Origin of the sequence: Streptosporangium brasiliense, assembly GCF_030811595.1 — a bacterium.
GTDB lineage: Bacteria > Actinomycetota > Actinomycetes > Streptosporangiales > Streptosporangiaceae > Streptosporangium > Streptosporangium brasiliense.
This window is the reverse complement of sequence record NZ_JAUSRB010000002.1, coordinates 2,345,416-2,369,459: the sequence shown is the minus strand read 5'-3', so window position 1 is coordinate 2,369,459 and position 24,044 is coordinate 2,345,416. Positions and strand designations below refer to the sequence as shown.

At 72.5% G+C, this 24,044-nt stretch carries 18 protein-coding genes; 3 read left to right on the top strand and 15 right to left on the bottom strand.

Annotation, left to right across the window (positions count from 1 at the left end; all coding sequences use genetic code 11):
• Window positions 1–36: 36 nt before the first annotated feature.
• From J2S55_RS19660 to J2S55_RS19640, 5 genes are all read right to left on the bottom strand, one after another.
• Window positions 37–741, bottom strand: a complete 705-nt coding sequence (locus tag J2S55_RS19660) for a response regulator transcription factor (protein ID WP_306862992.1) — start codon at window positions 739–741, stop codon at window positions 37–39.
• Window positions 742–806: 65 nt separating this feature from the next.
• Entirely contained in the window at window positions 807–1,385 is a 579-nt protein-coding gene (locus J2S55_RS19655) for a hypothetical protein (RefSeq protein WP_306862989.1), read from the bottom strand.
• Between the two features lie 28 nt (window positions 1,386–1,413).
• Window positions 1,414–2,655: an ABC transporter permease gene (locus tag J2S55_RS19650; protein ID WP_306862986.1), complete on the bottom strand. Its 1,242-nt coding sequence runs from the start codon at window positions 2,653–2,655 to the stop codon at window positions 1,414–1,416.
• Window positions 2,652–3,383, bottom strand: a complete 732-nt coding sequence (locus tag J2S55_RS19645) for an ABC transporter ATP-binding protein (RefSeq protein WP_306862983.1) — start codon at window positions 3,381–3,383, stop codon at window positions 2,652–2,654. The genes J2S55_RS19650 and J2S55_RS19645 overlap by 4 nt, the downstream gene beginning before the upstream one ends.
• On the bottom strand, window positions 3,380–4,561 hold the full coding sequence (locus J2S55_RS19640) for an efflux RND transporter periplasmic adaptor subunit (RefSeq protein WP_306862981.1): 1,182 nt from the start codon (window positions 4,559–4,561) through the stop codon (window positions 3,380–3,382). Before J2S55_RS19640 ends, J2S55_RS19645 begins: the two co-directional genes overlap by 4 nt.
• A 149-nt stretch (window positions 4,562–4,710) precedes the next feature.
• On the opposite strand from J2S55_RS19640, the gene J2S55_RS19635 reads away from it, so the two are divergent.
• Window positions 4,711–6,639: an efflux RND transporter periplasmic adaptor subunit gene (locus J2S55_RS19635; protein WP_306862978.1), complete on the top strand. Its 1,929-nt coding sequence runs from the start codon at window positions 4,711–4,713 to the stop codon at window positions 6,637–6,639.
• Window positions 6,640–6,817: 178 nt separating this feature from the next.
• On the opposite strand, the gene J2S55_RS19630 is transcribed toward J2S55_RS19635, so the two are convergent.
• From J2S55_RS19630 to lhgD, 3 genes are read right to left on the bottom strand one after another with little or no spacing between them, the layout of a single operon-like run.
• Window positions 6,818–8,206: a sensor histidine kinase gene (locus J2S55_RS19630; RefSeq protein WP_306862976.1), complete on the bottom strand. Its 1,389-nt coding sequence runs from the start codon at window positions 8,204–8,206 to the stop codon at window positions 6,818–6,820.
• A complete protein-coding gene (locus J2S55_RS19625; RefSeq protein WP_306862973.1) occupies window positions 8,203–8,910 on the bottom strand; it encodes a response regulator transcription factor in 708 nt (235 codons plus the stop codon). The genes J2S55_RS19630 and J2S55_RS19625 overlap by 4 nt, the downstream gene beginning before the upstream one ends.
• 35 nt (window positions 8,911–8,945) lie before the next feature.
• A complete protein-coding gene (gene lhgD / locus J2S55_RS19620; protein WP_306862971.1) occupies window positions 8,946–10,136 on the bottom strand; it encodes an L-2-hydroxyglutarate dehydrogenase in 1,191 nt (396 codons plus the stop codon).
• 406 nt (window positions 10,137–10,542) lie between these two features.
• Between lhgD and J2S55_RS19615 the strand changes: the two genes are divergently transcribed.
• Window positions 10,543–11,583: a hypothetical protein gene (locus J2S55_RS19615; RefSeq protein ID WP_306862968.1), complete on the top strand. Its 1,041-nt coding sequence runs from the start codon at window positions 10,543–10,545 to the stop codon at window positions 11,581–11,583.
• Here the strand turns inward: J2S55_RS19615 and J2S55_RS19610 are convergent.
• Both J2S55_RS19610 and J2S55_RS19605 read right to left on the bottom strand, forming a co-directional pair.
• On the bottom strand, window positions 11,567–15,487 hold the full coding sequence (locus J2S55_RS19610) for an SCO7613 C-terminal domain-containing membrane protein (protein WP_306862965.1): 3,921 nt from the start codon (window positions 15,485–15,487) through the stop codon (window positions 11,567–11,569). The genes J2S55_RS19615 and J2S55_RS19610 overlap by 17 nt on opposite strands.
• A gap of 81 nt (window positions 15,488–15,568) precedes the next feature.
• Window positions 15,569–16,585, bottom strand: coding sequence for a hypothetical protein (locus tag J2S55_RS19605; RefSeq protein ID WP_306862962.1), 1,017 nt, complete (start codon window positions 16,583–16,585; stop codon window positions 15,569–15,571).
• A 290-nt stretch (window positions 16,586–16,875) separates the two neighbouring features.
• On the opposite strand from J2S55_RS19605, the gene J2S55_RS19600 reads away from it, so the two are divergent.
• Window positions 16,876–17,844, top strand: a complete 969-nt coding sequence (locus J2S55_RS19600; protein ID WP_306862959.1) for an aldo/keto reductase — start codon at window positions 16,876–16,878, stop codon at window positions 17,842–17,844.
• A 199-nt stretch (window positions 17,845–18,043) separates the two neighbouring features.
• Here the strand turns inward: J2S55_RS19600 and J2S55_RS19595 are convergent, their stop codons facing one another.
• The 5 genes from J2S55_RS19595 to J2S55_RS19575 all read right to left on the bottom strand — a co-directional run bounded on the left by J2S55_RS19595 (window position 18,044) and on the right by J2S55_RS19575 (window position 23,951).
• Window positions 18,044–18,949: a LysR family transcriptional regulator gene (locus J2S55_RS19595; protein ID WP_306862957.1), complete on the bottom strand. Its 906-nt coding sequence runs from the start codon at window positions 18,947–18,949 to the stop codon at window positions 18,044–18,046.
• A gap of 265 nt (window positions 18,950–19,214) precedes the next feature.
• Window positions 19,215–19,787 (bottom strand): RNA 2',3'-cyclic phosphodiesterase, encoded by a 573-nt coding sequence (gene thpR / locus J2S55_RS19590; RefSeq protein ID WP_306862954.1) that lies wholly within the window; start codon window positions 19,785–19,787, stop codon window positions 19,215–19,217.
• Complete coding sequence (locus tag J2S55_RS19585) at window positions 19,744–20,985, bottom strand: MFS transporter (protein WP_370879790.1); 1,242 nt, start codon at window positions 20,983–20,985, stop codon at window positions 19,744–19,746. The genes thpR and J2S55_RS19585 overlap by 44 nt, the downstream gene beginning before the upstream one ends.
• Before the next feature lie 245 nt (window positions 20,986–21,230).
• Entirely contained in the window at window positions 21,231–21,686 is a 456-nt protein-coding gene (locus J2S55_RS19580; protein ID WP_370879789.1) for a MarR family winged helix-turn-helix transcriptional regulator, read from the bottom strand.
• Between the two features lie 801 nt (window positions 21,687–22,487).
• The gene (locus J2S55_RS19575) at window positions 22,488–23,951 is read right to left on the bottom strand and encodes an NCS2 family permease (protein WP_306862946.1); all 1,464 of its coding nucleotides are present in this window, start codon (window positions 23,949–23,951) and stop codon (window positions 22,488–22,490) included.
• Between the last annotated feature and the right edge of the window lie 93 nt (window positions 23,952–24,044).

Genomic DNA, 24,044 nt, shown 5'->3' with positions numbered 1-24,044 from the left:
GGCCAGGTCAGCCGGAGCTGAGTGTTCGCTGAAAGTTCAATCACCACGTGGTAACCGCAGCACGTATCCCACGCCGCGCAGGGTGTGGATGAGCCGCGGCTCGGTCACGTCGACCTTCCGGCGGAGGTAGGAGACGTAGGACTCCACCACTCCGGCGTCGCCCCCGAAGTCGTAGTTCCAGACGTGGTCCAGGATCTGCGCCTTGGACAGGACCCGGCCGGTGTTGACCATGAAATAGTGCAGCAGCTTGAACTCGGTGGGCGACAGCCGTACCGGAGTGCCCGACCGCCACACCTGGTGCGCCTCCTCGTCCAGCTCCAGGTCGCCGACCTGGAGGCGGGAGGGGAGGTCGAGATCCCCCCTCGTACGGCGGAGCACGGCCCGGATCCGGGCGAGCACCTCCTCCAGGCTGAACGGCTTGGTCACGTAGTCGTCGGCCACGCGCAGGCCCGCGACCTTGTCGTCGGTGGCGTCCCGCGCGGTCAGGAAGACCACCGGCACCTGCCCGCCCATCTCCCGCAGCCGCCCCGCGACCGCGAAGCCGTCCATGTCGGGCAGCATCACGTCCAGCACGACGAGATCCGGGCGGATCCGCTCCGCGAAGTGCACGGCCTCCCGGCCGTCCGCCGCGGTCACCACCTCGAACCCGGACCTGCGCAGGCTGGCCGAGAGCAACTCGCGGATGTTCGGCTCGTCATCCACGACCAGCAATCTGGCCTCGACTCTCTCCAGCACAACCATGAGGCTTGCTCACCCTGCTGGAACGCAGCTCAGCTCAGGCTGAACGTTTCCTGAGAACCGGGCCGTCACCGGCGCCCGCCTCCCTCGTTGATCGCGGTCGCGGTGATCGAGCCGTCCTCGGCCCTGCTCCCCTGGACGACCACCGTGCCGCCGGGCTTGAGGTCGGCGACCTTGCCCTCCCGGGCCACCCGGACGGCCGTCTCGCCGCTGGTGTTCACGGTGACGACGGATCCATCCATGGTCCTGACGTAGACCTTCTCGCCGTCGACCCGCTGCACCGTGCCGACGGCCATGCCCCCAGGACCGCCCGGACCTCCCTGGCCGCCCTGCTGCCTGCCCCCGAAGCCGCCGAACCCGCCCTGGCCGCCGGACCCGCCCTGGCCGCCGGACCCGCCGGGGCCCACACCCTGCCGCACGGCGGCGCCCGGGGCGCCGGAGGCGCCGGCCTGGCCGCCGAGCGCCTTCTGCGCCTGGATGCCCACGATCACTCCGGCGATGAGCATCACCCCGGCGCCGAGCACCAGCGTGAGCGTGGAGAGACCGCGCCGCGGCCGGACCGCCAGCTCGCTCTCCAGGTCACCCGCGAAAGGGGAGGTCTCCAGCACCTTCCCGGCCGGGACCGTCTCATCCGCGTTGCCGCCCATGTCTGTCTCCTTGGGTAAGCCGTACAGGTCACTCGTGGCGCAGGGCCTGGATGGGCCGGAGCTTGGCCGCCCGGTTGGCCGGGTAGCCGCCGAAGAACAGGCCGATGCCCACGGAGACGCCGAGCGCCAGCGCGATCGACGACGGCACGATCGCGGGCTCGATGCCCGCGATCGTGAACCGGCTGCCGACGAACGCGATCGCCACGCCCGACAGGCCGCCCACCAGGCTCAGCACCGTCGCCTCCAGCAGGAACTGGCCGAGGATCGCGCTCCTGGGCGCCCCGATGGCCTTCCTGATGCCGATCTCCCTGGTCCGCTCGGTGACGGTGACCAGCATGATGTTGGTGATGCCGATGCCGCCGACCAGCAGGGAGATGGCGGCGACCGCGCCGAGCAGGGCGGTGAAGACGCCGATGGTCGAGCTGATGGTCTCCTGCAGGGTCGCCTGGTTCAGGATGCGGTAGTCGGCGGTGCCCGTGGGGGTGATGTCGTGCCGCTGGTTGAGGATGGCCGTCACCTCGGCCTGCGCCGACTCCGTCGTGTCGGCGCCGGTCGCCTGCACGACGATCGAGCCGAGCGCGCCGAAGCCGGTCAGGCTCTGCTGTACGGCGGGCAGCGGCACGATCGCGACGTCGTCGGCGTCCTGCATCCCCGCGGAGCCCAGCTCCTTCAGCACCCCGACCACCGTGAACGGCACCCCGGAGACGCTGACCTGCCGGCCGACCGGGTCCGCCGCGCCGAACAGCTCCTCGGCCACGGTCCGCCCGATCACCATGACCTTCCGGGCGGCGAGCACGTCGTCGTTGACGAAGTAGGTGCCGCTCGTGACGGGTTTGTTCGTGGCCTCGAAGTAGCTCGGGTAGGTACCGACGAGCTGGGAGATCGTGTGGCTGGTCCCCTCATGGACGGCGGTGGCCGACGTGGCGGTCACCACCGGGGAGACGCTCCTGACCGACGGGGCCTGCTCGCGGTCGGCCAGCGCCCTGGCGTCCTCCAGCGTGAGCTGCCTGGCCTGCGTGCGCGGCCCGCCGCCCTGACCGCCGCCACCGCCGCCGAAACCGCCCCCGGAGAAGGACGCGGAGATGGTGAGGGTGTTGGAGCCGAGCCGCTGGATGTTCTGCTGGATGCTCCGCGAGGCGCCCTCGCCGAAGGCGACCAGCAGGATCACCGCGGCCACCCCGATGAGGATGCCCAGCGTGGTCAGGAAACTGCGCAGCTTGTTGGCCGCCAGCCCGCGGAGGGCGAAGCGGAGGATCTCGAACCAGCTCACGCGGGGACCTCCGGCATCCGGGGCGGTGGGCCGTCGACCGGGGCCTGGCGGCGGTCCTCGACGAACTCGCCGTCCACCAGGCGCATGACCCGCTTGGCGTGCGCGGCCACGTCGTCCTCGTGCGTGATGATCACGATTGTCCGGCCCGAGGCGCTCAGCCGGTCGAGGATCTCCAGCACGTCACCGGTGGACTTGGTGTCGAGGTTGCCCGTCGGCTCGTCCGCCAGCAGGAGCGAGGGCGAGGTGACCAGTGCCCGGGCCACGGCCACCCGCTGCTGCTGGCCGCCGGAGAGCTCGTTCGGCTCGTGGCGGACCCGGTCGGCCAGGCCGACCTGCTCCAGGGCCGCCAGGGCGCGGGTCCGCCGCTCGGCCGCGCCGACCCCGCCGTACGCCATGGGCAGCTCGACGTTGGCGAGCGCGCTCATCCTGGGGATCAGGTTGAACGACTGGAAGACGAAACCGATCTTCCGGTTGCGCAGGATGGCGAGCTGGTGCTCCTCCAGCGTCCCGACGTCGGTGCCGTCGATGAGATAGCGGCCGGAGGACGGCACGTCCAGGCAGCCCAGGATGTTCATGAGCGTGGACTTCCCGGAGCCGGAGGCGCCCATGATGGCCACGTAGTCGCCCCGCTCGACGGTGAGGGACACCCCGCGCAGGGCGCGGACCTGGGCGTCGCCCTCGCCGTACACCTTCCAGAGCTCCTGGACGGACAGCACCGGGGCGGTCATCGACCGCCTCCGCCGAGGCCACCACCACCGCCGCCGAGGCCACCGCCCCGGCCGCCGCCGCCGAGGCCGGGGAACCCGCCCTGCTGCTGGGTGGTACCGGTGGTCGCCGGGCGGACGACCTGGTCGCCCTCACCGAGCCCCGACTTGATCTCGGTGAGCGCGTCGCCCTTGACGCCGACCTCGACCTGGGTGGGCACCTGCCGTCCGTCCCGCAGGACGGTCACGGTGCTCCGGCCGCCCGCCGTGGAGATCACCGCGGAGGAGACCGCGAGCACGTTCTCGGCCTGCTCGACGACCACCTCGACCGTGGCCGTCTGGCCGAGCCGGACCTCGTCGGGCACGTCGGTGAAGGAGATCGTCACCGGATACTGGACCACGTTGTTGCTGGTGGCGGCGGTCGGCTGGATCTGGGTGACCTTGCCGGCCGCGGTGACGCCGGTCAGCGCGTCGAACCGGACGGAGGCCTTCTGGCCGACCTTGAGCTTGGTGATGTCGGACTCGGTGAAGTCGCCGACGAGCTGGAGCCTCCGGGTGTCGGCCAGTTCGATGAAGCCGCCGGATCCGCCCGCCGGACCACTCGAACCGCCAGAGTTTCCCGAACCTCCCGAACCTCCCGCGCCGCCCGACCCCCCGGAGCCGCCCGAGGAGGTGTTCGACGAGGAGCCGGAGGCACTGGAGGAGCCGCCGACCGTGCCGTTGACGGCGGTGACCGTGCCGGCGAACGGGGCCTTGATGACGGTGCCCGCCACGGTCCGCCGGGCCGCCCGGTAGGTGTTCCTGGCGTTGACGTACTGGGCGTAGGAGGCGGCCGTCGAGGTGTCGTCGTCCGCGGAGTCGAGAGCGGCGGCGGCCGCCTCCAGGCTCTCCTGCGCGGCGGCGTCGTCCAGCCGGGCCAGGATCTGCCCCTTGGTGACCTTCTGCCCGACCTCGACGTAGATCTTCTTCACCGTGCCGCTCGATCCGAAGCCGAGCGAACGCGCCCGGGCGCTCTCCACGGCCCCCGAGGCGGACACCGAGGCGACCACCGTGCTCCGGGCCACCGACACGGTCCGCGCCGCGGTGTCGGCGGAGGAGACTCCCCCGCCGAGAGAGGAGTAGGCGATCCCCGCGCCGCCCAGCAACAGGACCCCGAGGGTCCCGTTCACGATCAGCGCTCTGCGCTTGGTCGACAGCTTCACAGCGCCGTACCCTGACGCATTTTCCTTAAACGCACCCCTGGCTCCGGCTGAAGGTTTGCTGCAGACCGCGCGCCGCGCCCGGAGATACGCAGGAAACCTTCAGGGATTTGTGAGGAGAGAGTGAATCGAGCAGACCAATATGGTCCGTCATGAGACCGACCAATCTCCCGAAGCCCCTGCGGACGGGAGGACTCGCCCTGGCCGCCCTCGTCCTGGTGGGCGCGGGCGTGATCTACACGCTCGACGACGGCTCGGCTCCGGCGCCCCGGGTGGAGCTGGCCTCCGCCAGGCGGGGAACGGTGACGGCCGAGGTGTCCGCCGCGGGCAACACGGTGGAGGACAGCACCCGTGAGCTGGCCTTCGGCGGATCGGGAACGGTCACGAAGGTCTACGTCAAGGCCGGCGACAAGGTCGGCAGGGGCGAGGTGCTGGCCAGGATCGGCTCCGCGCCCGCACGCGAGCGCTACGCCGCGGCCAAGGCGCAGCTCTCGGCGGCCCGCGAGGCACTGGACGGGGCCCAGGACGCGGCGACGTCGCAGACATCGCAGACATCGCAGGCTCAGCCCCAGGTTCAGTCCCAGGCCCGGACTCAGGGACAGCAGACCCAGGGGCAACAGACCCAGCAGCAGGCCGGGCAGCAGGGCACGTCGGGCGACCCTGCCCGGCAGGCGGCCTGCGTCCCCACGGCGACGCCGGGCGCGTCGGCCCGGCCCACCGCCGCACCGGGCCCGAGCGGCACGGCCGGCCGGAGAGGAACGCCCGGCCCGGACGGCACCGCGGGGCCCGGTGGCACGGGCGGTCCGACCGGATCCCCGGGTCCGGGCCGCACCTCCGCGCCGGCCACGGCCGAGCGGCCGGTGGCGGTGGCCCCGGCGGGCGGGATCGCGCCCGCCGGCTACTTCCTCCGGCCCGCGGGTTACTTCCTCGGGCCCGCGCGGACACCGGCGCCGGTGTCGGCGCTGTCCCGGGCGCGGGCGGAGACACCGGCGCCGACGCCGACGCCGGAACCCACGGCCACGCCGACACCCGCCCCCACGCCCACCGAGGGGTCCCCCGAGCCCGCGCCGACGGTGACCGTCACGGTGACGGCGGCCCCGACGGTGACCGTGACGGCCACGGCCACGGTCACCGTGACCGCCACGCCGACGGTGGGCCGCCCGCCCGCGAACACGGGCCCGACCGGGTCCGGCCCGACGGCCCGGCCGAGCGAGCATCCCGAGCCCGGCCCGTCGGCCCGGCCCACGTCCACCACGACCGCGGAGCCCGGCGCGAGTCCCACGCCGACCGTCGGCCGCACTCCCGGACCGCGGGACACCGCGTGTCCGCGGCAGAGCCCCACCCAGGGCGCCGACCGGCGCTCCGGGGAGGACGGCGGCACCGGCCGGACGGACACCGGCGGCACCGGCACCGGCACCGGCGGGCAGCGCGCACTCAGCGTGGACCAGGCCGAGGCCGAGGTGAAGCGGGCGGAGGCCGACCTGACGGACGCCCGGGAGGAGCTGGCGGGCGTGCGGATCGTCGCCCCCGCCGACGGGACCGTCCTGTCAGTGGCCGGAGCCGTCGGCGACAGCGTGGGCACCGGCGCGTTCGTCACCCTCGGGGACCTCGACGAGCTCCAGGTGGAGGCGCTGTTCACCGAGTCGGACATCGGGGAGCTGAAACTGGGACAGCGGGCGTCGATCACGCTGGCCACCCGGGAGGGCGATGAGCACACCGGTACGGTGACCCGCATCGCGCCCACCGCGACCACCACCGACCGGCTGGTGAGATACGGGGTCGCGGTCGCCTTCGACAAGGCTCCGAAGGGCCTCATGGTCGGCCAGACGGCCACCGTCACGGTGACCGTCGCCGAGTCGGAGCAGGCGCTCTACCTCCCGGCGCAGGCCGTACGGTCCAAGGCGGGCGGAGGGTCGGTGGTCACCGTTCAGGGCGGCGTCGAGCGGGCCGTGCGGACCGGGGTCCGCAGCGACCGGTACATCGAGATCACCGCGGGCCTGCGCGAGAACGAGCGGGTGGTGCTCCCCGGCGGCACGGTCACCGGAGGCTTCCCCGACAGCAGCTGGCCGGCAGGCGCTTGACGCCCGTCCCCGCGCCGGGGAGCGGAGGGTCAGCCGGGGTCCGGCCGCCGAAGATCGAAGGATCAGCCCGGCTGCCGGGGACCGGGAGATCAGCCCGGCCCGGCCGCCGGGGGCAGCCGTCCTCGGCCGCTGGGGATCCGAGGATCACAACCCGGCTCGGCCGCCGGGGACCGGAGGATCAGCCGTCTTCGGCCGCCAGGGGGAGGGCCACCCGGAAGGTCGAGCCCTCCCCCGGGACGGAGTCCACCTCGACCGTGCCGCCGTGGGTGTCGACGATGGCCGCGACGATGGCCAGGCCGAGACCGCTGCCGCCGTCCTCGGGCGCGCGGCGGCCGCGGGCGGAGTCGACGCGGTAGAACCGCTCGAAGACCCGCTCGCACTGCTCGGCGCTGAGCCCCGGACCTTCGTCGGCCACCTCGATGACGGCCATGCCGTCCCGGGCGGACAGCGTCATCCGGACGGGGGTGCCGTCCGGGGTGTGGGTGAGCGCGTTCGTCATCAGGTTGCCCACGACCTGGCGGAGCCGTACCTCGTCGCCGGAGACGATGAGCGCGGCGCCGTCCACCGAGAGCGTGATCTGGCGGGCGGGGGCGAGGATGCGGGCGTCGTGGACGGTGTCGGCGGCGATGGCGAGCAGGTCCACCGGGCGCATGGCGACCGGCCGCTGCTGGTCCATCCGGGCGAGCATCAGCAGGTCGTCCACGAGCAGCCCCATCCGGACCGCCTCGGACTCCACCCGGCGCAGCAGCGGCGCGGGGTCGACGTCGGGTGCCTGCCGGTAGAACTCGGCGAAGCCGCGGATGGAGGTCAGCGGCGTGCGGAGCTCATGCGAGGCGTCGGCGACGAACCTCCGCATGCGCTCCTCGGAGCGGCGGGCCGAGGCCTCGGACTCCGACCGGGCACGGAAGGCGGTCTCGATCTGGGCGAGCATGCCGTTCAACGACTGGCCCAGGCGCCCGACCTCGGTGCGCGGGTCGGCGTCGGGGACGCGGCGGCTCAGGTCCCCGGCTGCGATCGCCTGGGCGGTGCGTTCGATCTCCTCCAGCGGGCGCAGGCTCCGCCGTATGACCACCACGCCCACCCCGGCGAGCGCGAGCATCAGCCCGCCACCGCCGAGCAGCTCCACCAGCGCGAGCTGGCCGATGATCTGCCGGACCTCTGCCATGTCCACGGCCACCAGAAGGCTCCTGCCGTTGTCCAGGGGACTGATGTGGACCCGCCACTCACCGCTGTTGAACGGCCCGTGCACCTGTCCGGGCGACACGTGCGGGGTGGGCTTGCCCTCCACGTCGCCACCGCTGAGCTGGAGGATGATCCCGCCCCTGGCGTTGCGGAGCTCCAGCCTGGTGTCGGCCGGGAGCGGCTTGCCGACCAGCGTCACGGCTCCGCGGTGCAGGCGGCGCAGCGTGGCGTCGATGGTCAGGTCCATCTGGCTGTCCACGCGGTCGATCAGGTAGCCGCGCATGATCGAGACGCTGCCGATGCCGATGAGGGTGAGCGCGATGCTCAGCAGGACCAGGATGATCCCGATCAGCTTCACCCGCAGCGGGAACCCATTGATGATCATGAAGACGGCGGCAGGCGGAGGACGTAGCCGACCCCGCGCAGGGTGTGGATCAACCGGGGATCGGTGTTGTCGATCTTCCGGCGGAGCACCGAGACGTAGGACTCCACGATCCCGACGTCACCCCGGAAGTCGTAGTCCCACACGTGGTCGAGGATCTGGGCCTTGGACAGCACCCGGCCGGCGTTCGCCATGAAGTAGCGCAGGAGCTTGAACTCCGTCGGCGACAGCGCCACGGCCCTGCCCCTGCGCCACACCTCGTGGCTCTCCTCGTCGAGCTCGACGTCGGCGAAGGTGAGCCGGGGCGGCCGGGCCGGCAGGTCTCCCGCGCCGGTACGGCGGAGCACCGCCCGGATCCGGGCCACGACCTCCTCCAGGCTGAACGGCTTGGTCACGTAGTCGTCCCCGCCCGCCGTGAGCCCCCGGATCTTGTCATCGGTGGCGTCACGCGCGGTGAGGAAGACCACCGGCGTGTCGGTGCCGCCGCCGCGCAGGCGCCGCACGACGTCGAATCCGTCCATGTCCGGCAGCATCACGTCGAGCACGATGAGGTCGGGGCGGTGCCGTTGGACCGCGGCGACGGCGTCCGTGCCGTTGCCCGCCGTGTTCACCCCGAACCCGGCGAACCGCAGGCTCGCGGCCAGCAGTTCGAGGATGTTCGGCTCGTCCTCGACGATCAGCAGGCGGGCTTCGGGTGAGTCGGTCACGGGTTTTATCTTCACTCGCCCACATGAAAAAGCAGTTAACGGGTCAACACAGAGGTTAACCCCACGATATGCCTGGCGATCGCCAAACTCGACGTCGCCGCCGGTGAGGGGGCGTTCCGCACCAGGGTAACGCGGCCGTGCACGTCGATCGCGAAGTCGTCGAGCATGCTCCCGTCCCTGGCGACCGCCTGGGCCCGGACCCCGCCGGCGGTCCTGACCAGGTCGGCCCTGGTGAGCTCGGGCACGTAGCGGCGCGCGGCCGCCAGGAAGGACCCCTTGGCCATGGAGCCGAGCACCTCCCTCACCCCGGTCCGCCAGTGCCTGGCCGCCAGTCGCCGGGTGCCCTGCCAGGCCAGGATCCGGCGCAGGTCGGTGAGATCGATGTCACCCCAGGAGTAGCCCTCCAGCGCCAGGGCCATGACCGCGTTGGGTCCGACCAGGACCTCGCCGTCGATCCTGCGGGTCAGGTGCACGCCGAGGAACGGGTAGCGGGGGTCGGGCACCGGGTAGATCAGCCCCCGGACGAGGTCTTTCGAGGCGCCGGCCAGCTCGTAGTATTCCCCGCGGAAGGGGACGATCCGCACGTCGCCGGCCGCCCCGGCCATCCGGGCGACGGTGTCGGTGCCCAGCCCGGCGCAGACGATCAGCCGGTCGAAGCGGAGCCTGCGCGGCCCGGCGAGCACCTCCACCCCGCCCGCGGTCTCCCGCAGCGCGCGGACCGGGTGGGACAGCAGCACCGAACCGCCCGTCTCCTCCACGTCCGCGGCCAGGCGGCGGGCGACGGCGGGGAAGTCGGCGATCGCGGTGTGCGGGGAGTGCACGGCCGCCACCCCGACGGTGTGCGGCTCGACCTCCCGCAGCGCCAGCGCGTCCAGCTCGGCGATGCCGGGGACCCCGTTCGCACGGGCGCGCTCGGCGATCCCGCGCAGCCCCGGCCGCTCGGCCGCGGTGGAGGCGACGACCAGCTTGCCGACCTCCTCGTAGGGGATGCCGTGCTCGGCGCAGTATTGCCGGAGCAGGGCCACGCCCTCGCGGCAGAGCCGGGCCTTCAGCGAGCCCGGCTGGTAGTAGATCCCCGCGTGGACGACCCCGCTGTTGTGCCCGGTCTGGTGGGCTCCGACCCGGTCCTCCTTGTCGAGGACGGTCACCGTGGCGCCGCGGGTCCGCGCCACCTCCCTGGCCACCGCCAGACCGACGATTCCCGCGCCGACGATCCCGATGTTCACGGCGCGACCCTACCGGCAGGGATGCCGACCTTCCCAGAGGTGGGATTCCCCTCCGCTCCGGGACCGGCCGTGACTTTCCACGCTTTTTCTGAATCGCACACGGCGAGAAACGGCTCAGGACCGGCGGCGAGGGGCGCGACCGCCACGGGCGAGCCGACGGAACCGGACGCTCCGGCCACCGGGAGGCACATGCCCGAAAGTTAACGGCAATCCTCTCCAGAAAAGAAGGGGATGCCCCGTCTCGTTATTGATCGCACCCATATGTAGGCAAGCTTTACCCCCACTGAGCAGGGAATACGGGAATACGTCCGCACGCGGAACGCGATGCGGCTATTCATTTCGGGGGAAACATATGAAAAGGTCGCATGCCGGGGCAGGGAGCCCCCTGCGTGTTCTCCTGACGGGTGTGGCGGTGTCGTTGGCCGCCCCCGCCCTCCTCCTCACCCCCCAGCCGGTCTCGGCCGCGCGGAACGGCACGGGCGGGGAGTGCACGATGGTGAGCGGGGGCTTTGAGGAGCCGGACGGCCTGCGCGGGCAGGAGCACCTGCGCGAGGACGTCCCCGGGTGGCGCACCTCGTCGAGTGACGGCCTCATCGAGATCTGGGGCCGGGACAACCGCGCCGCCCCGATGAACTTCACGGTCCCCCCCGACACCGGCGACCAGTTCGCCGAGCTGAACGGGACCTCGGTGGCCACGCTCCACCAGGACATCAGGACCTTGCCCGGCTCCACACTGGACTGGAGCCTGGCGCACCGTGGCCGTACCGGGAGCCCGGACAGCAAAGACGTCATGCGGGTCAGGATCGGAGGCGTCGTGCAGACCCCGGCCGGGCAGGACTCACCCGACATCGCCGACGGCAACGGCGGATGGGGCCACTACAGCGGCAGCTACACGGTCCCCCGGGGACAGTGGACGACCCGGGTGGAGTTCGTCTCGGTCTCCTCCGGGACGGGTCGGCCCGACTACGGCAACCTCCTCGACTCGGTCTCGATCTCCTGCGCCTCCTCGCTCGCCGTGCGGAACCGGCCGCCCAGCGTGCCGTACCTGGTGCTGTCCGGGCCGGTGAGGCACAGCATCGGCGGCTCCCTCGACTCGGAGGACCCGGAGGGCGACGAGGTGACCTACAGCGCGGGCGCCCCGGAGCCACGGCTGGAGGTGACGGTCGGCCCCGACGGGACGGTGACCGCCAGGGCCGGCCGGCCGATCCTGTACCAGGTGCCGGTCAGGGCCTGCGACGGGCAGGGCGCCTGCAGCCGGGGCAGGGTCGTCATCGTGGCCTACCACCGCGCCAAGCCGTCCGCCGGAGCCCGTCCCGCCGGCCCGCGCGTCAAGCCGCCGGCCCGCGCCTCAAGCCGGCGGCCCGGCGTGAGGCCGGAGGGGCCGGGCCGAGAGGGTCTGGCTGAGGGGCGACCAGGTGGCAGGGGTCGGGTCAGCGCATCCGGCTGACGGCGGCACGCAGGCGACGCACGTCCCCCAGCCGCGCCTCATAGGTCGCGCCGAGCACGACCAGCAGCAGTCCCCCGGCCGCCATCGGCACCCATCTCGGCACCATCACGACGATCTGCGCGATCCATGGCGCCAGCTCGTGCAGGGCGACGACGGCCAGGGTGAGGCCGCCGAGCAGCGCGGGCGCCTGGAGCCGGAAACGCGCCCCGACGAGCAGCACGGCCAGCGAGACCGCGCCGAGCAGCAGTGGCCGGATCCAGCCTGCCCCGGCGAGCAGCGCGATCACGCTGGGGACCAGGCTGGAGGCGAGCCCGGAGCCGTAGGCGACCCACGAGGACGTCTCGCGGCCCCTCGCCCGCCACCAGCCGAACGCCAGCAGGACCACCGAGAACGGCACCGTGTACGCCTCGACGACGGTGACGTCGGAGGCGAGCAGGCGCAGCCAGGAGGCTGCCAGCAGGAAGCCGGTCCCCACGTATCCGGCCCATCGCCGGTCGGGCCGCAGCGCCGTACCGGCCATCAGCACGCCGACGACCGCGCAGGCCAGCCCGGCCAGCGGCAGATCGGCGGCACCGAGCCACAGGCCCACGGCGGCGAGGGCGTAGCCGGCCGCCTCCACCCCGATCGCGGGCGTCGCCCTCCTGAACCTGCCCGCCACGGCCGCCGCCAGGCAGGCCACGGCGAGCACGCCGAACGCCGCGTGCCGTACCGGCCACTCCAGCGCCAGCCCGGCGGCGAGCACCTCGCCGCCGGCGAGGGCCGTCGCCAGCCCCGCGCCGGCGACCCGCGCGGCCCGCGCCCGCCCCCGGAAGGCGACCGCCGCCGCGACCGCCGCGACCACCGGCAGCACGATCAGCGTCGCGGGTCTGCTCATGAGCGCCCAGGAGAGCGCGGTCGAGGCCGTCCACAGCGCCGCCGCCCCACCGAGCGCCCAGTCCGTACGGCTCCGCGCGGCCGCCCAGGCCGACGGGCCGAGACCCACGACGAACAGCCCCACCTCCAGCCCGTACGGCAGGCCGACCGAGACCGGCAGGGTCACCACCACCACCGGCCAGGCCGCCAGCCCGGCCCGGAACGCGCCGCCGCCCCCGGCGACCTGCCAGGAGAGCAGCACCGCCGCCGCCGCGACCAGAAGCGCGACCACGACGAGGAGCGGGTGGCGGCCGGCGGGGACGTCCAGCGCGGTCCACGGCAGGGTGAGCGGCCGGTAGAACCTGAGGATCTCGGCGAGGGCGGCATGCATGGGGAGCAGCGCGAGCGCGGCGAGCACGGCCCCCAGCACGAGCCCCGTCCCCCTCCGAGGGTCAACGACCCCGCCCCCGGCGGTCCCGCCGCCGGCCGCCGATCCACCGGCGACACCAGTTCCGGCCGTCCCATGCTCGGCGGCCCCGTGCTCAGCGACCGGTCCACCGGTGGCTCCAGTCCCAGCCCCGACCGTCCCACCTGGGGCCGCCGATCCACCGGCGGCACCAGTTCCGGCTGTCCCATGATCGGCGGCCCCGTCGGGCCTGGGCTCGGCGGCCGTCCCACCGGGTCCGGACTCCGTGGCCATCCCACCGGGCCCAGGCTCGGCGGCCGTCCCACCCGGTCCGGACTCCGTGGCCGTCTCTGGGACGGGCCACCGGTGGAGGGCGAGGAGCCCGGCCGGCAGCGCGCCTGCGGCCAGTGCCAGCGCCAGTCCTTCGAGCACCGGCAGCCATCCCGTCCCGACGGTCACCGCCCAGATCAGGCCGGTCGCCGACAGCACCGCCATCGCCAGGGCGGCCGCGGCGGCCCGTGGCACCCGTGCGGTGAAGGTCGCCAGGCCGCACGCGGCCAGCAGGACCGCGAGCGCCGCGTACGTGGTGGTCCGCTCGGCGAGCGCGGTGGCCACGGCCAGCGTGGCGACCGCCCCGGCCGTCACCGTGAAGGCCCACGCCCGCCGTGGCCGCCGGGCCACGGTCAGGCAGGCCACGGACACGACGGCCAGGGCCAGCAGGACCGCGAGATCCACCGTGTAGCTCCAGCCGGAGGCGGCCGGGGTGACGGCCGCCGTGACTGTGCCGACGGCCAGGGCGGCCGGCCACAGGGACGCGGGCCCCCGGCGGGCCGTCACCGCCAGGGCCGCCGTCAGCAGCCCGAGCACGGCCACGCCCTCGGGGAACGGCGAGATCCACCAGTCTCCGGCGGGCCCGTAGGCACCCGTCCAGACCCTGTCCAACCGGTTGAACGGCGCGAGCAGTGTGACGATCACCGCGGGCAGGTACGGGAGCGCGGTGATCGCGGCCAGGGTTCCGGCGGAGACGGCGCCGGCCGAGCGGACCCGTGGATCTTTCAGGCCCGGCAGACGGAGCGCGGCCACCGCGACAGCCAGCGCGGCGACGGTGTGCGAGACGATCCACCAGTTGGGCGGGAGCAGCGGCCAGACCGAGGTGGCCAGGCCGATGGTCAGCGCGAGCACCGCCCCGGCCGTCAGCCCCCTGAGCCGGCCCACGCCCACCCGGGGCGCGACGGCCACGCCGGCCACGGCGAGCAGGACCAGCAGCGCCCCCTTGGCCAGCGCGCCGGCCAGGGGATCGGCGCCGAAGGGGGCGGTCAGCCTCAGATAGGAGTCCAGAGCCCCGTAGCCCACGCCCAGCGTCCACACGAGGCCGAAACAGAACCCCGCCGTCGCCCGGACCCCGGCCACGCGCCCCGGCCCCGCCACCGGCCCCCTCGCACCCGCCCTGAGCGGCCCCGCCACGGGCCCTTCCAGGCCGACGCCTTCCGGCACCGCCACGGGCTCGCCACCGCCGGCGCCACCCGGCACCGCCGACGCACCGCTCCCCGGTGCCGCCACCGGCCCTTCCACGCCTTCCGGCGCCGGCGTGGCCTTACCCGGCCTGCGGCCGAATACGAGGAGGGCGGCGTCGGCGGCGGCCGTCACCGCGAGGGCGGGGGTGATCCAGGGGGCCGGCTGGCCCAGGGCGAGCAGCGGGAGGGGCAGTTGGGCGAGCACGACCGCCATCGGCGCCGGCAGCCTCAGCGGGAGCAGCCGCGAGTATCCCGCCAGGAAGAGCGCGGCCAGGCCGGTCAGCAGGGCGGCGTAGTCGAGCCCGCCGATGCCGTCGATCCCGGCCAGGCCGACCCGCCGGGCGGCGTAGCCGTCCAGGAGGATCAGCGTGACGCCGAGCACCGCGACGGTCTCGGCGGTGGCGGTCAGCTCTCGCTTCACCAGGAGCTTCGGCGCGGCGAGAGTCAGCACGGTGATCCCGGCGAGGATCGCCGCCCGCCCGCCGATGCCGATCTGCCCCCAGCTGACCACGGTGAAGACGATGGCCGCCACGGCCAGCAGCAGGCCCCCGAGGACGAGCAGCAGGTTCTGCACGGCCTTCGGCGAGAATTCCCGCCGCGGCGCGACGCCCCCGGAAGGTCCAGGTGACGCGGGTGCGGCGGCCCGTGGCAGGGCGGGCACGGGGACCCCCGGCCGCCCGGACATCGGGGAGCTGGGCTGGGCCGCTGCGGAGAGGACCGGCCGCCCGGGGTCGGGCGCGTTCTCCGACGGCGTGCCGGGGAGCCCCGGGGAGGCCGCCCGGGGAGGTTCCGCCGGAGCCCGCTCGGGACCCGCTCCGGCCTCCGCGTGCCGTACGCCCGGACCGCTCCCGGCCTCCGCGTGCCGTACGCCCGGACCGCTCCCGGCCGGGCCGGGCCGCTCCGCCCGGAGCAGGCCGAGCAACCGCTCACGCTTGGCCAGGAGGTCCGCCTCCTGTGCCCGCAGCCCGGCCAGTGCCCTGTCGAGCTGCCACAGCTCGGCCGCCACGGGTCCCCGCAGCGGCAGCGCGCAGCGCGGGCAACGGTCGTGGCCGCCGGTGATGGCCGTGCCGCACTCCGGGCAGTTCACCCCCAGTGGACGGTACGGGCCGGGCGGTGGACTCTGATCGCGCATGGCATGAAGGATGCCGGGCGCGGGTCGCTGTTTGGTTGCGACGCCTCCCCGCCGCCGGCGGCGAGCAGCGGTCGGAGCCGTCTAACGGGTGCGGCGGGCGATGAAGGTGATCATTCCGGTGGCCGCCGCCGCGACCGCCAGCCAGACGGCCACGGCCGAGCCCGGCACCCCGGCGTCGGCGTCCTCGTCGGCCTTCGCGTCGGCCACCAGCGTGGTGCCGCGGCCGGCGCCCCTGCTGGCCACCGGCGTGGGGGTGGGCGTGGGCGCCGTCTCCTGCAGGACCCTGGCCGGTAGCGGCACCCGGTAGACCGGGCTGCCGGCCCCTTCGCTGCCGGTCAGCAGCGCCTTGCCGTCGGCCGTGTAGGCGATCGACTCGGCCTGCTCCAGGGGCGGCATCGTCACCCGGGCGATCTGGTCTCCCGGGGCGCGGTAGACCGTGGCGGAGAAGTAGGTGCGGATCACGAAACTCGATCCGTCGGGGGCGTAGGCGGCGTCGGTGGCCATGATGGGCGCGGAGCCGACCTTGCGGAGCACGTTGACCTTGTCGGTGCGCAGCCGCTTCGGGGCCGCGTAGACCGAGCCGGCGAACTGCTTGCTCACGATGTAGAGACGCCCTGTGCGAGGGTGCACCATGACGCCCTCGGCGTTGTGCCCGCCGTCCTCGTAGCGGAACCGGTAGCGCACGGCGGGGACGACGGCGTCGCGCAGCGTGGTGGGCTCCGCCACCTTGTAGACCGAGATGTCGGGCCAGGCCCCGTCGAAGTTGTCGCCGATGTCGGCGAACCAGAGCACTCCCGCCCCGGTCGCCGGGTCCCGGGAGGCGGCCATCCCCTCCCAGTCGCGGGCCTCGGCCCCTTGCAGGGTGAACGTCGCGCGGGTCCGCCCGCTGGATCCCACGGCGAAGAAGACCGGTCCGGCCGAGCTGTCGTTGTGGGTGTAGTAGACGTTCTTGTGCGTCGGCGAGACCGCCAGGCCGCTCGACTCGTTGATCCGCCTGTCCTTGAAGGTGAACAGGGGCGAGTCATCGTCCGCCCACGCTCCCGACCCGGCGAACACCGCCGTCCCGGCCAGCACGGCCACCGCGAGCACGCGAATCATGACATTGCCCGGCCTACTCCCCATTCAGTCATCATGCCCTGACGGCGGGGGCCGGTGGTGCCGCGGAAGCCTCTTGTCCGCACCAAGGTCATCTCTGCTTTGCCGAAAGCGGGGCGGCGGGCCACGCGGTCACGGCACGGCCGGCGGCCTGACCTGGGCGCCGTGCCGGAGAGAGCGGCGGTCCCGCGCTGCGGCGGGCGGCGGGCCCGCCCCGGCCGCCGGATCCCGTCCGGCGCCACTCCGGAAGCCGTACTCGCCTGGAGCGCACTCCAGGTCCTTAGTGTGGGCACATGGAATACACGCAGCTTGGCCGTACCGGCCTGAAGGTCAGCCGCCTGTGCCTGGGCACGATGAATTTCGGCCCCGTGACCTCGGAGGACGACTCCTTCGCGATCATGGACCATGCCCACGAGCTGGGCGTCAACTTCTTCGACACAGCCAATGTCTACGGTTGGAAGAAGGGCGAGGGCATCACCGAGAACATCATCGGGCGGTGGTTCGCCAAGGGCGGGGGCCGCCGCGAGAAGACCGTGATCGCCACGAAGCTCTACGGCGACATGGGCGACTGGCCCAACGACGGCCGCCTGTCCGCGCTCAACATCCGCCGGGCCGCCGACGCGTCGCTGAAGCGGATGCAGACCGACTACATCGACCTCTACCAGGCCCACCACGTCGACCGGAACACCCCGTTCGAGGAGTTCTGGGAGGCCATGGACATCCTCAAGCAGCAGGGCAAGATCCTGTACGTCGGGTCGTCCAACTTCGCGGGCTGGCACATCGCCAAGGCCCAGGAGGTCGCCGCCCGCCGCAACTCCCTCGGCCTGGTCTCCGAGCAGTCCCACTACAACCTGATCGTCCGGGCCGCCGAGCTCGAGGTGATCCCGGCGGCCGAGGACTACGGCCTGGGCCTGATCCCGTGGAGCCCGCTCGCCGGCGGCCTGCTCGGCGGCATCCTCCGGAAGATCGACAAGGGGCGGTCGGCCTCGGAGATGATCACCCAGCAGTTGGAGAAGCACCGCGACAAGATCGAGCAGTACGAGGCGTTCTGCGACGAGCTCGGCGAGGACCCGGCCAACGTCGGCCTGGCCTGGCTGCTCCACCAGAAGGCCGTCACCGCGCCGATCATCGGCCCGCGCACGCTCGACCAGCTCGACAGCACCACCAAGGCGCTGGAGATCGAGCTGGACGACAAGGCGCTGGCCCGTCTCGACGAGATCTTCCCCGGGTTCAAGACGGCCCCCGAGGAATACGCCTGGTAGCAGGCCGGCCAGGGCCTGTATCGAGGTCGCCGCGTCGTGTGCCGGCTTGATGGTTCCGGGCAGGCCGTAGCGCGACGACGAGTGAGGTCTCCGGCAGGCGGTCGGTCGACCAAGACAGACCGCCTGCCGGAGACCTCGTGGCCTCCTCAACTGACGCGTGTCGAGGCCCTCCCCTGAGCCGTGAGAAATCGCCCGAGTCCTACACCGAGCCCGAGCCGCGGGCGGCCGTGGACACCTCCGCCGCCATCCGGGTGAAGGCCAGGCCCTTGGCGGAGACGCCGGCCGTACGCCAGAGCAGCGCGTACTCAAGAGGTGGAGCGTCCTCGATCGGGAGGTAGACCAGGTTGGGTCGAGGGTAGTACCGGGCCCCCTGGGCGGCGGCGATGGTGACGCCCTCGCCCGCGGCGACGAGTGCGAGCAGTTCCTGCCAGTACGTCGTGCTCGTCGAATGGTGGATGGGCCGGCCACCCGGGGTGCGCTCGGGGAAGTGCCGCTCCCTGAAGTAGCCGGACATACCGTCGATGATCAGCACGGTCTCGTCGGCGAGGTCTTCCAGTGAGACCGTGGTACGGCCGGCCAGGCGGTGCCCGCTGGAGAGCGCGAGCACGGTCGGGTCGCGCAGGAGGACCGGCCCCACGGTCAGGTCGGGCTCGTCCACGGGCAGCTCGATGAGCTGGATGTCGAGTTCGCCCCGGCGCAGGGGGCCGAAGCGGTCCGACAGGTGCACCTCGCGGATCTGCACCTCGCACCGGGGATGCTCGCCGCGGAACCTCTCGATCACGGTCGTGACCAGCTCGCTGGCGTGCGGGCTGGAGAAGCCCACGCGCAGGACGCCACCGGTGCCGCGCGCCGCGTCCGCGGCCTTGGCCAAGGCTGCGAGGATCCCGTGATGGTGCGGGTCGAGGTCATCGCGCAACTGCCGGCCGAGCGGGGTCAACGCCACCCGGCGGCTGGTGCGCTCGAACAGCGGGGCGCCGACGCGCCGTTCCAGGGCCTTGGTCATCTGGCTCACCCGGGCGCGCGACACGTGCAGCCGCTCGGCCGCGCGACCGAAATGCAGCTCTTCGGCGAGCGTCAGGAACGTCTCCAGCTCCTGCCAGTTCATCGGCCCCTCCCCGCGGTAAGCGCACCTTACCGAAGGGTGAGAACTCCGCCATCGCCGGCTCCAACGCCATCGCGCTGTGGCCACCCGGTACGACAAGCTCGCCGTGCGCCACAGAGCCACGATCCTTGTCGCCGCGATCGACGGACGGCTTGAACGACCTCGGTACAGGCCCTAGGAGAGCAGGGTGCCGATCACCACGAGCAGCACGAGCAGTGCGAGCACCGTGGGCAGCAGCCAGCGACGGGGACGATCCACGCCTTGGAGCTTAGCTCCGCCCACCGGGTGTCGGCGCCGTGAGGGGGTATTCGGCGACCGTCTCGTAACGGACCACGGCGCCGAGATGGCTTCTCACCAGGTGGACGGCGCCCGCCTCCCAGGGGGTCCCGGCGAACGGCCCGAAGTCCTCGACCAGGCGGCGCAGGTCGACGTCGGCGCGGGACCTGGCCAGGGTCAGGTGCGGCCGGAGCCGCCGCCGGTCGGCGTTCACGGCTCCGGCACGCCGCGCCCCGGCCCCCAGGGAGTCGGCCAGCCGGACGAGTTGGGGGCGGGAGCCGTGCACGTCGGTCCAGAAGACGCGCGCCCGGCCGGGCGCGGGGAAGGCGCCCGCGCCGATGAGCGACAGCGTCATCGGCGCGTAGCGCGACGCGGCGCGGGCCAGCCGCGTCTCCAGGTCCGGCAGGACCGTCTCCGGCACCTCCCCCAGGAACGACAGCGTCACGTGCCAGGTCGCCGGGTCCGGCCAGCGGATCCCCGGCCAGGCGGCGCGGTGGGGTCCCAGCGCGTGGTCGAGCTCGTCACGCACCCGCTGCGGCAGCGGTAACCCCACGAACAGTCGCACGCGACCTCCTGCCGATCGCCCTGGTCAGCATTATCGCCGCACCGGTGCCGGCCAGGGTGAGCACCCCGCCGATCATGACCCCTACGCGGGGGCCGCCCAGCTCGGAGATCCAGCCGAGCAGCGGCGCGCCGATCGGGGCGCCGCCGGTGAACACCAGCACGTAGATACCCATCACCCGGCCGCGCATCTCCGGCGAGGAGGCGAGCTGCACGCTGGTGTTGGCGGCGGTGTTGATGGAGATCAACGCGACCCCGGCGGGGATGAGCAGGAGCAGATAGAGCGGGTACCACGGGGCCAGGCCGGTGGCGATCTGGAACAGTCCGAACGACACCGCGCCGCCGATCAGCAGCTTCCGGCTGGGCCGTACCCGCCGGGCCGCCATGAGGGCGCCGCCCAGCGCGCCCACCGCGAACATGCTGGAGGCCAGGCCGAAGGACGACGCGCCCGCGCCGAAGACCTGGCGGGCCATCAGCGCGATGGACATCGAGAACGACTGCGTGAACAGCGACACGAAGGCGACCAGCAGTATCGGCATCAGCAGGTCCGGCCGGGCCAGCACGTAGCGCAGCCCCTCGCGGAGCTGTCCCTTGGCCCTGGGCACCGGGTCGGGGGCGGTCAGTTCCGAGGCGCGCATCAGCGCCAGGCCGCCGAGCACGGCGACGAACGACATCGCGTTGATCAGGAACATCGGGCCCGTGCCGCCGAGCACGGAGATCAGCACACCGGCGACGGCCGGGCCGACCACGCGGGCCAGGTTGAAGCTGGAGGCGTTCAGCGCGATGGCGTTGGACAGGTCCTGGCGGCCGACCATCTCGACCACGAAGGACTGCCGGGTCGGCACCTCGACGCAGGAGATGAGGCCGAGGGCGAAGGCCATCACGTAGACGTGCCAGAACTGTGCGGCGCCGGTCACCACGAGCACGCCCATGGTGAGCGCCAGCAGGCCCATGAGCGACTGGGCGACCATCAGCAGTTGCCGCTTGGGGTAGCGGTCGGCGAGCATGCCGCCCCAGAGCCCGAACAGCATCAGCGGCAGGAACTGCAGCGCGGTGGTCACGCCCAGCGCGACGGCGCTGCCGTGTGTCAGGTCCAGTACCAGCAGGTCCTGCGCGGTGCGCTGCATCCATCCGCCGACGTTGGAGACCACTCCACCGATGGCGAACAGCCGGTAGTTGTAGTTGCGCAGCGACCGGAACATCCCGCCCCGCGCCTCGGGCACGGCCTGGGCCGTCCCGCTCTCGACGGCCTGCAGCTCGCTGGCGGCCGCGGCCCGGGCGAGCCGCCGCCGGCGCAGCCTCGCCCGCCATCCCAGGCTCCTGCCGGGTACGGCGCGCACGGCGTGCAGCCGTCGCATTCTTGCCCGCCACCCCGGTCCCGTGCCCGGTGCGGCGTGCGCCTCGGCGTCCTGCGGGGCCGCCGAGGCCCCGGGTTCCTCAGGCTCGGCTAGATCCGGCTGAGCTTCTCCAGGATCGGAGCCGCCTGCCGGAGCACCGTCCTCTCCTCGGGTGTCAGCTCCTTCAGCCGCTGCGTCAGCCACGCCTCCTTGCGGCGGCGCTCCTCCTTCAGCAGCGTTGAGCCCTGCTCGGTCACGCCCACGGTCACCTGACGCCGGTCGGTCGGGTGCGGCGTACGCGACACCAGCCCCCGCTCTTCCAGCGCGGCGATCACGCGCGTCATCGAGGGCGGTTGCACCTTCTCTAGCTCGGCCAATCCGCCGGGGGTTATCCCTGAATGCCGTTCCACGGCGGCGAGCGTCGCGAGCTGGGTGGGGGTCAGCGAGTGTCCCGCGGCCTGCCTGCGCAGGCGCCTGTTCAGCCGTGCCAGTGACACGCGCAGTGCCGAAGCCAGACCTGCGTCGCTTCGCAGGATCGCGGCCTGGCTCTTCTCGGAATTCGTTATCACGTCTCATTACCTTTGCTAACTATATACGGACTCACAAGATTCCCTTCCAGGCAACGTTTTCTTGGCGCGAGCCGTACAGCGTGACAGACCGGGCGGCGATCCCCAACCTCGGCGTGACGTCCCCGCAGGCAGGAGCCGGTGGAGGCGGCACGGCGGAGGACCGACCCACAGTGTACGTCCGCCCCCTCCCGCCACCCGGCGCAAGTAAAGGATCATCCTCCGTGAGGGCCCCCGCCGGACGCGATGCCCGACGGCAAGGCAGGAACCATCCCCGCCCTTGATCCGTCTGACAGCAGGTGAGGCTCCCGCCTGGCACGAGACGGTCCGCCCTGGCACTGTCGCTTGTTCTCGCCGGGGCAGGCATCGCCTACATGTCACGTCAGTCGCCGCAGCAGCCCGAGCAGCCTGTCGAGATGCCTGCGCTCGCACGTCCTCCCACCACCCCGACAGGGGCACCAGGTGGGGTGGCGGCTACCTTGGCCCCTCGGCGCAGCTGTATGACCGGTGCGCTCAGAGGACCGCGCTGCTCGGGTTCCCCGAACGGACCAAGGCTCCGGAGGACTGGAACGAGATCCGGTTCGGCACCGCGACACCGGATGGGCCGATCCTGTTCTGGAAGAGCACCGGCAGGCGCTACACAATCCTCGATCTCTCCCGCATCACCGATCCACCTTGCAAGGACTGAGGCCACAGGCAGAGACGGTCCGCACATGACCCCATGGACGTGATGCGGGTCCGTTGATCAGAAGGCCGTCATGGCGATCGGTCCCCGCGGATCGCCATGACGGCCTTGTGCGCTCAGCCCAGGCCGAGCAGGGACTTGATGGGCCCGAGCGCGAAGTACAGGACGAACAGGGCCGCGACCACCCACATCAGGGCGTGGACCTCACGGGACTTGCCCTTGGCCACCTTGATCAGGACGAAGCTGATGAAGCCGGCGCCGATGCCGTTGGCGATGGAGTAGCTGAACGGCATGAGCACGATCGTGAGGAACGCCGGGATGGCGATCTCGTAGTCGGTGAAGTCGATCTCGCGGATCGCGGTCATCATCAGGAAGCCGACGATGACCAGCGCGGGAGTGGCGGCCTCGTAGGGGACGACGGCGACCAGCGGCGAGACGAAGATGGCCAGCAGGAAGAGCACACCGGTCACGACGCTGGCCAGACCGGTGCGCGCGCCCTCCCCGACGCCCGCCGCCGACTCGACGTAGGTCGTGTTGGAGGAGACGGAGGCCGCGCCGCCGACCGCCGCGCCGATGGAGTCGACGAGGAGGATCTCGCGGGTCCTGGGCATGGTCCCGTCCTCCTTGATCAGCCCGGCCTGGCCGCCGACGCCCACGACCGTGCCCATGGTGTCGAAGAAGTCGGTGATCAGCAGGGTGAAGACGAGCAGCAGGGCCAGGATGACCGAGACGGAGCCGAAGGCGCCGAACGGGTCGAACTCCTTGAACAGCACCAGCGGGTTGCTGAACCCGAAGATCTCCTTGGGCAGCTCCGGCACGACGAGCCGCCAGCCCGAGGGGTTCGGGCTGTCCGGCGTCCCCGAGCCGCCGATCTTGCCGATGGCCTCGACGACGACCGCGAGGACCGTGGTGCTGAGGATGCCGATCAGGATGGCGCCCTTCACCTTCCGGGCCACCAGCACGGCGATCGTCAGCACTCCGACCACGAACACGAAGATCGGCCAGCTGGCCAGGTTGCCACCGATGCCGAGCTCCAGCGGTACGGCGGGCGCCTTGCGGACGAAGCCGGCGTCCACGAAGCCGATCAGGGCGATGAACAGGCCGATGCCGACGCTGATGGCGGTCTTGAGCTGGGGCGGGATGGCGTTGAAGACCGCCGTGCGGAATCCGGTCAGCACCAGGAGCGCGATGATCACGCCCTCCAGGAAGACCAGGCCCATGGCCGACTCCCACGACATCTGCGAGGCGATGCCGTAGGTGACGAAGGCGTTGAGGCCCAGACCGGCGGCCATCGCGAACGGGACCTTGCCGATGACGCCCATCAGGATGCTGAGCAGACCGGCGACGAAAGCGGTGCCGGCCGCGACCAGCGGCACGTTGGGCACGCTCCCGTCGCCGATGAACTGGCCGTCCGCGTCCTTGACGGTGGCGATGATCAGGGGGTTGAGCACCACGATGTAGGCCATCGTGAAGAAGGTGGCCAGACCGCCGCGGACTTCCCGGCCCACCGACGAACCACGGTCAGAGATGTGAAAGAAACGGTCAAGCGCGCTTATTTGGGAGGTTTTGCTGTCACTCACGGACGCAGGGTGGCAGCGAGCATCCGCTACCGGAAGGCCCAGGCCACGATGGTGATGGTTTCGAGATCGATCCGCGCCCTCACAGGGGCGTTT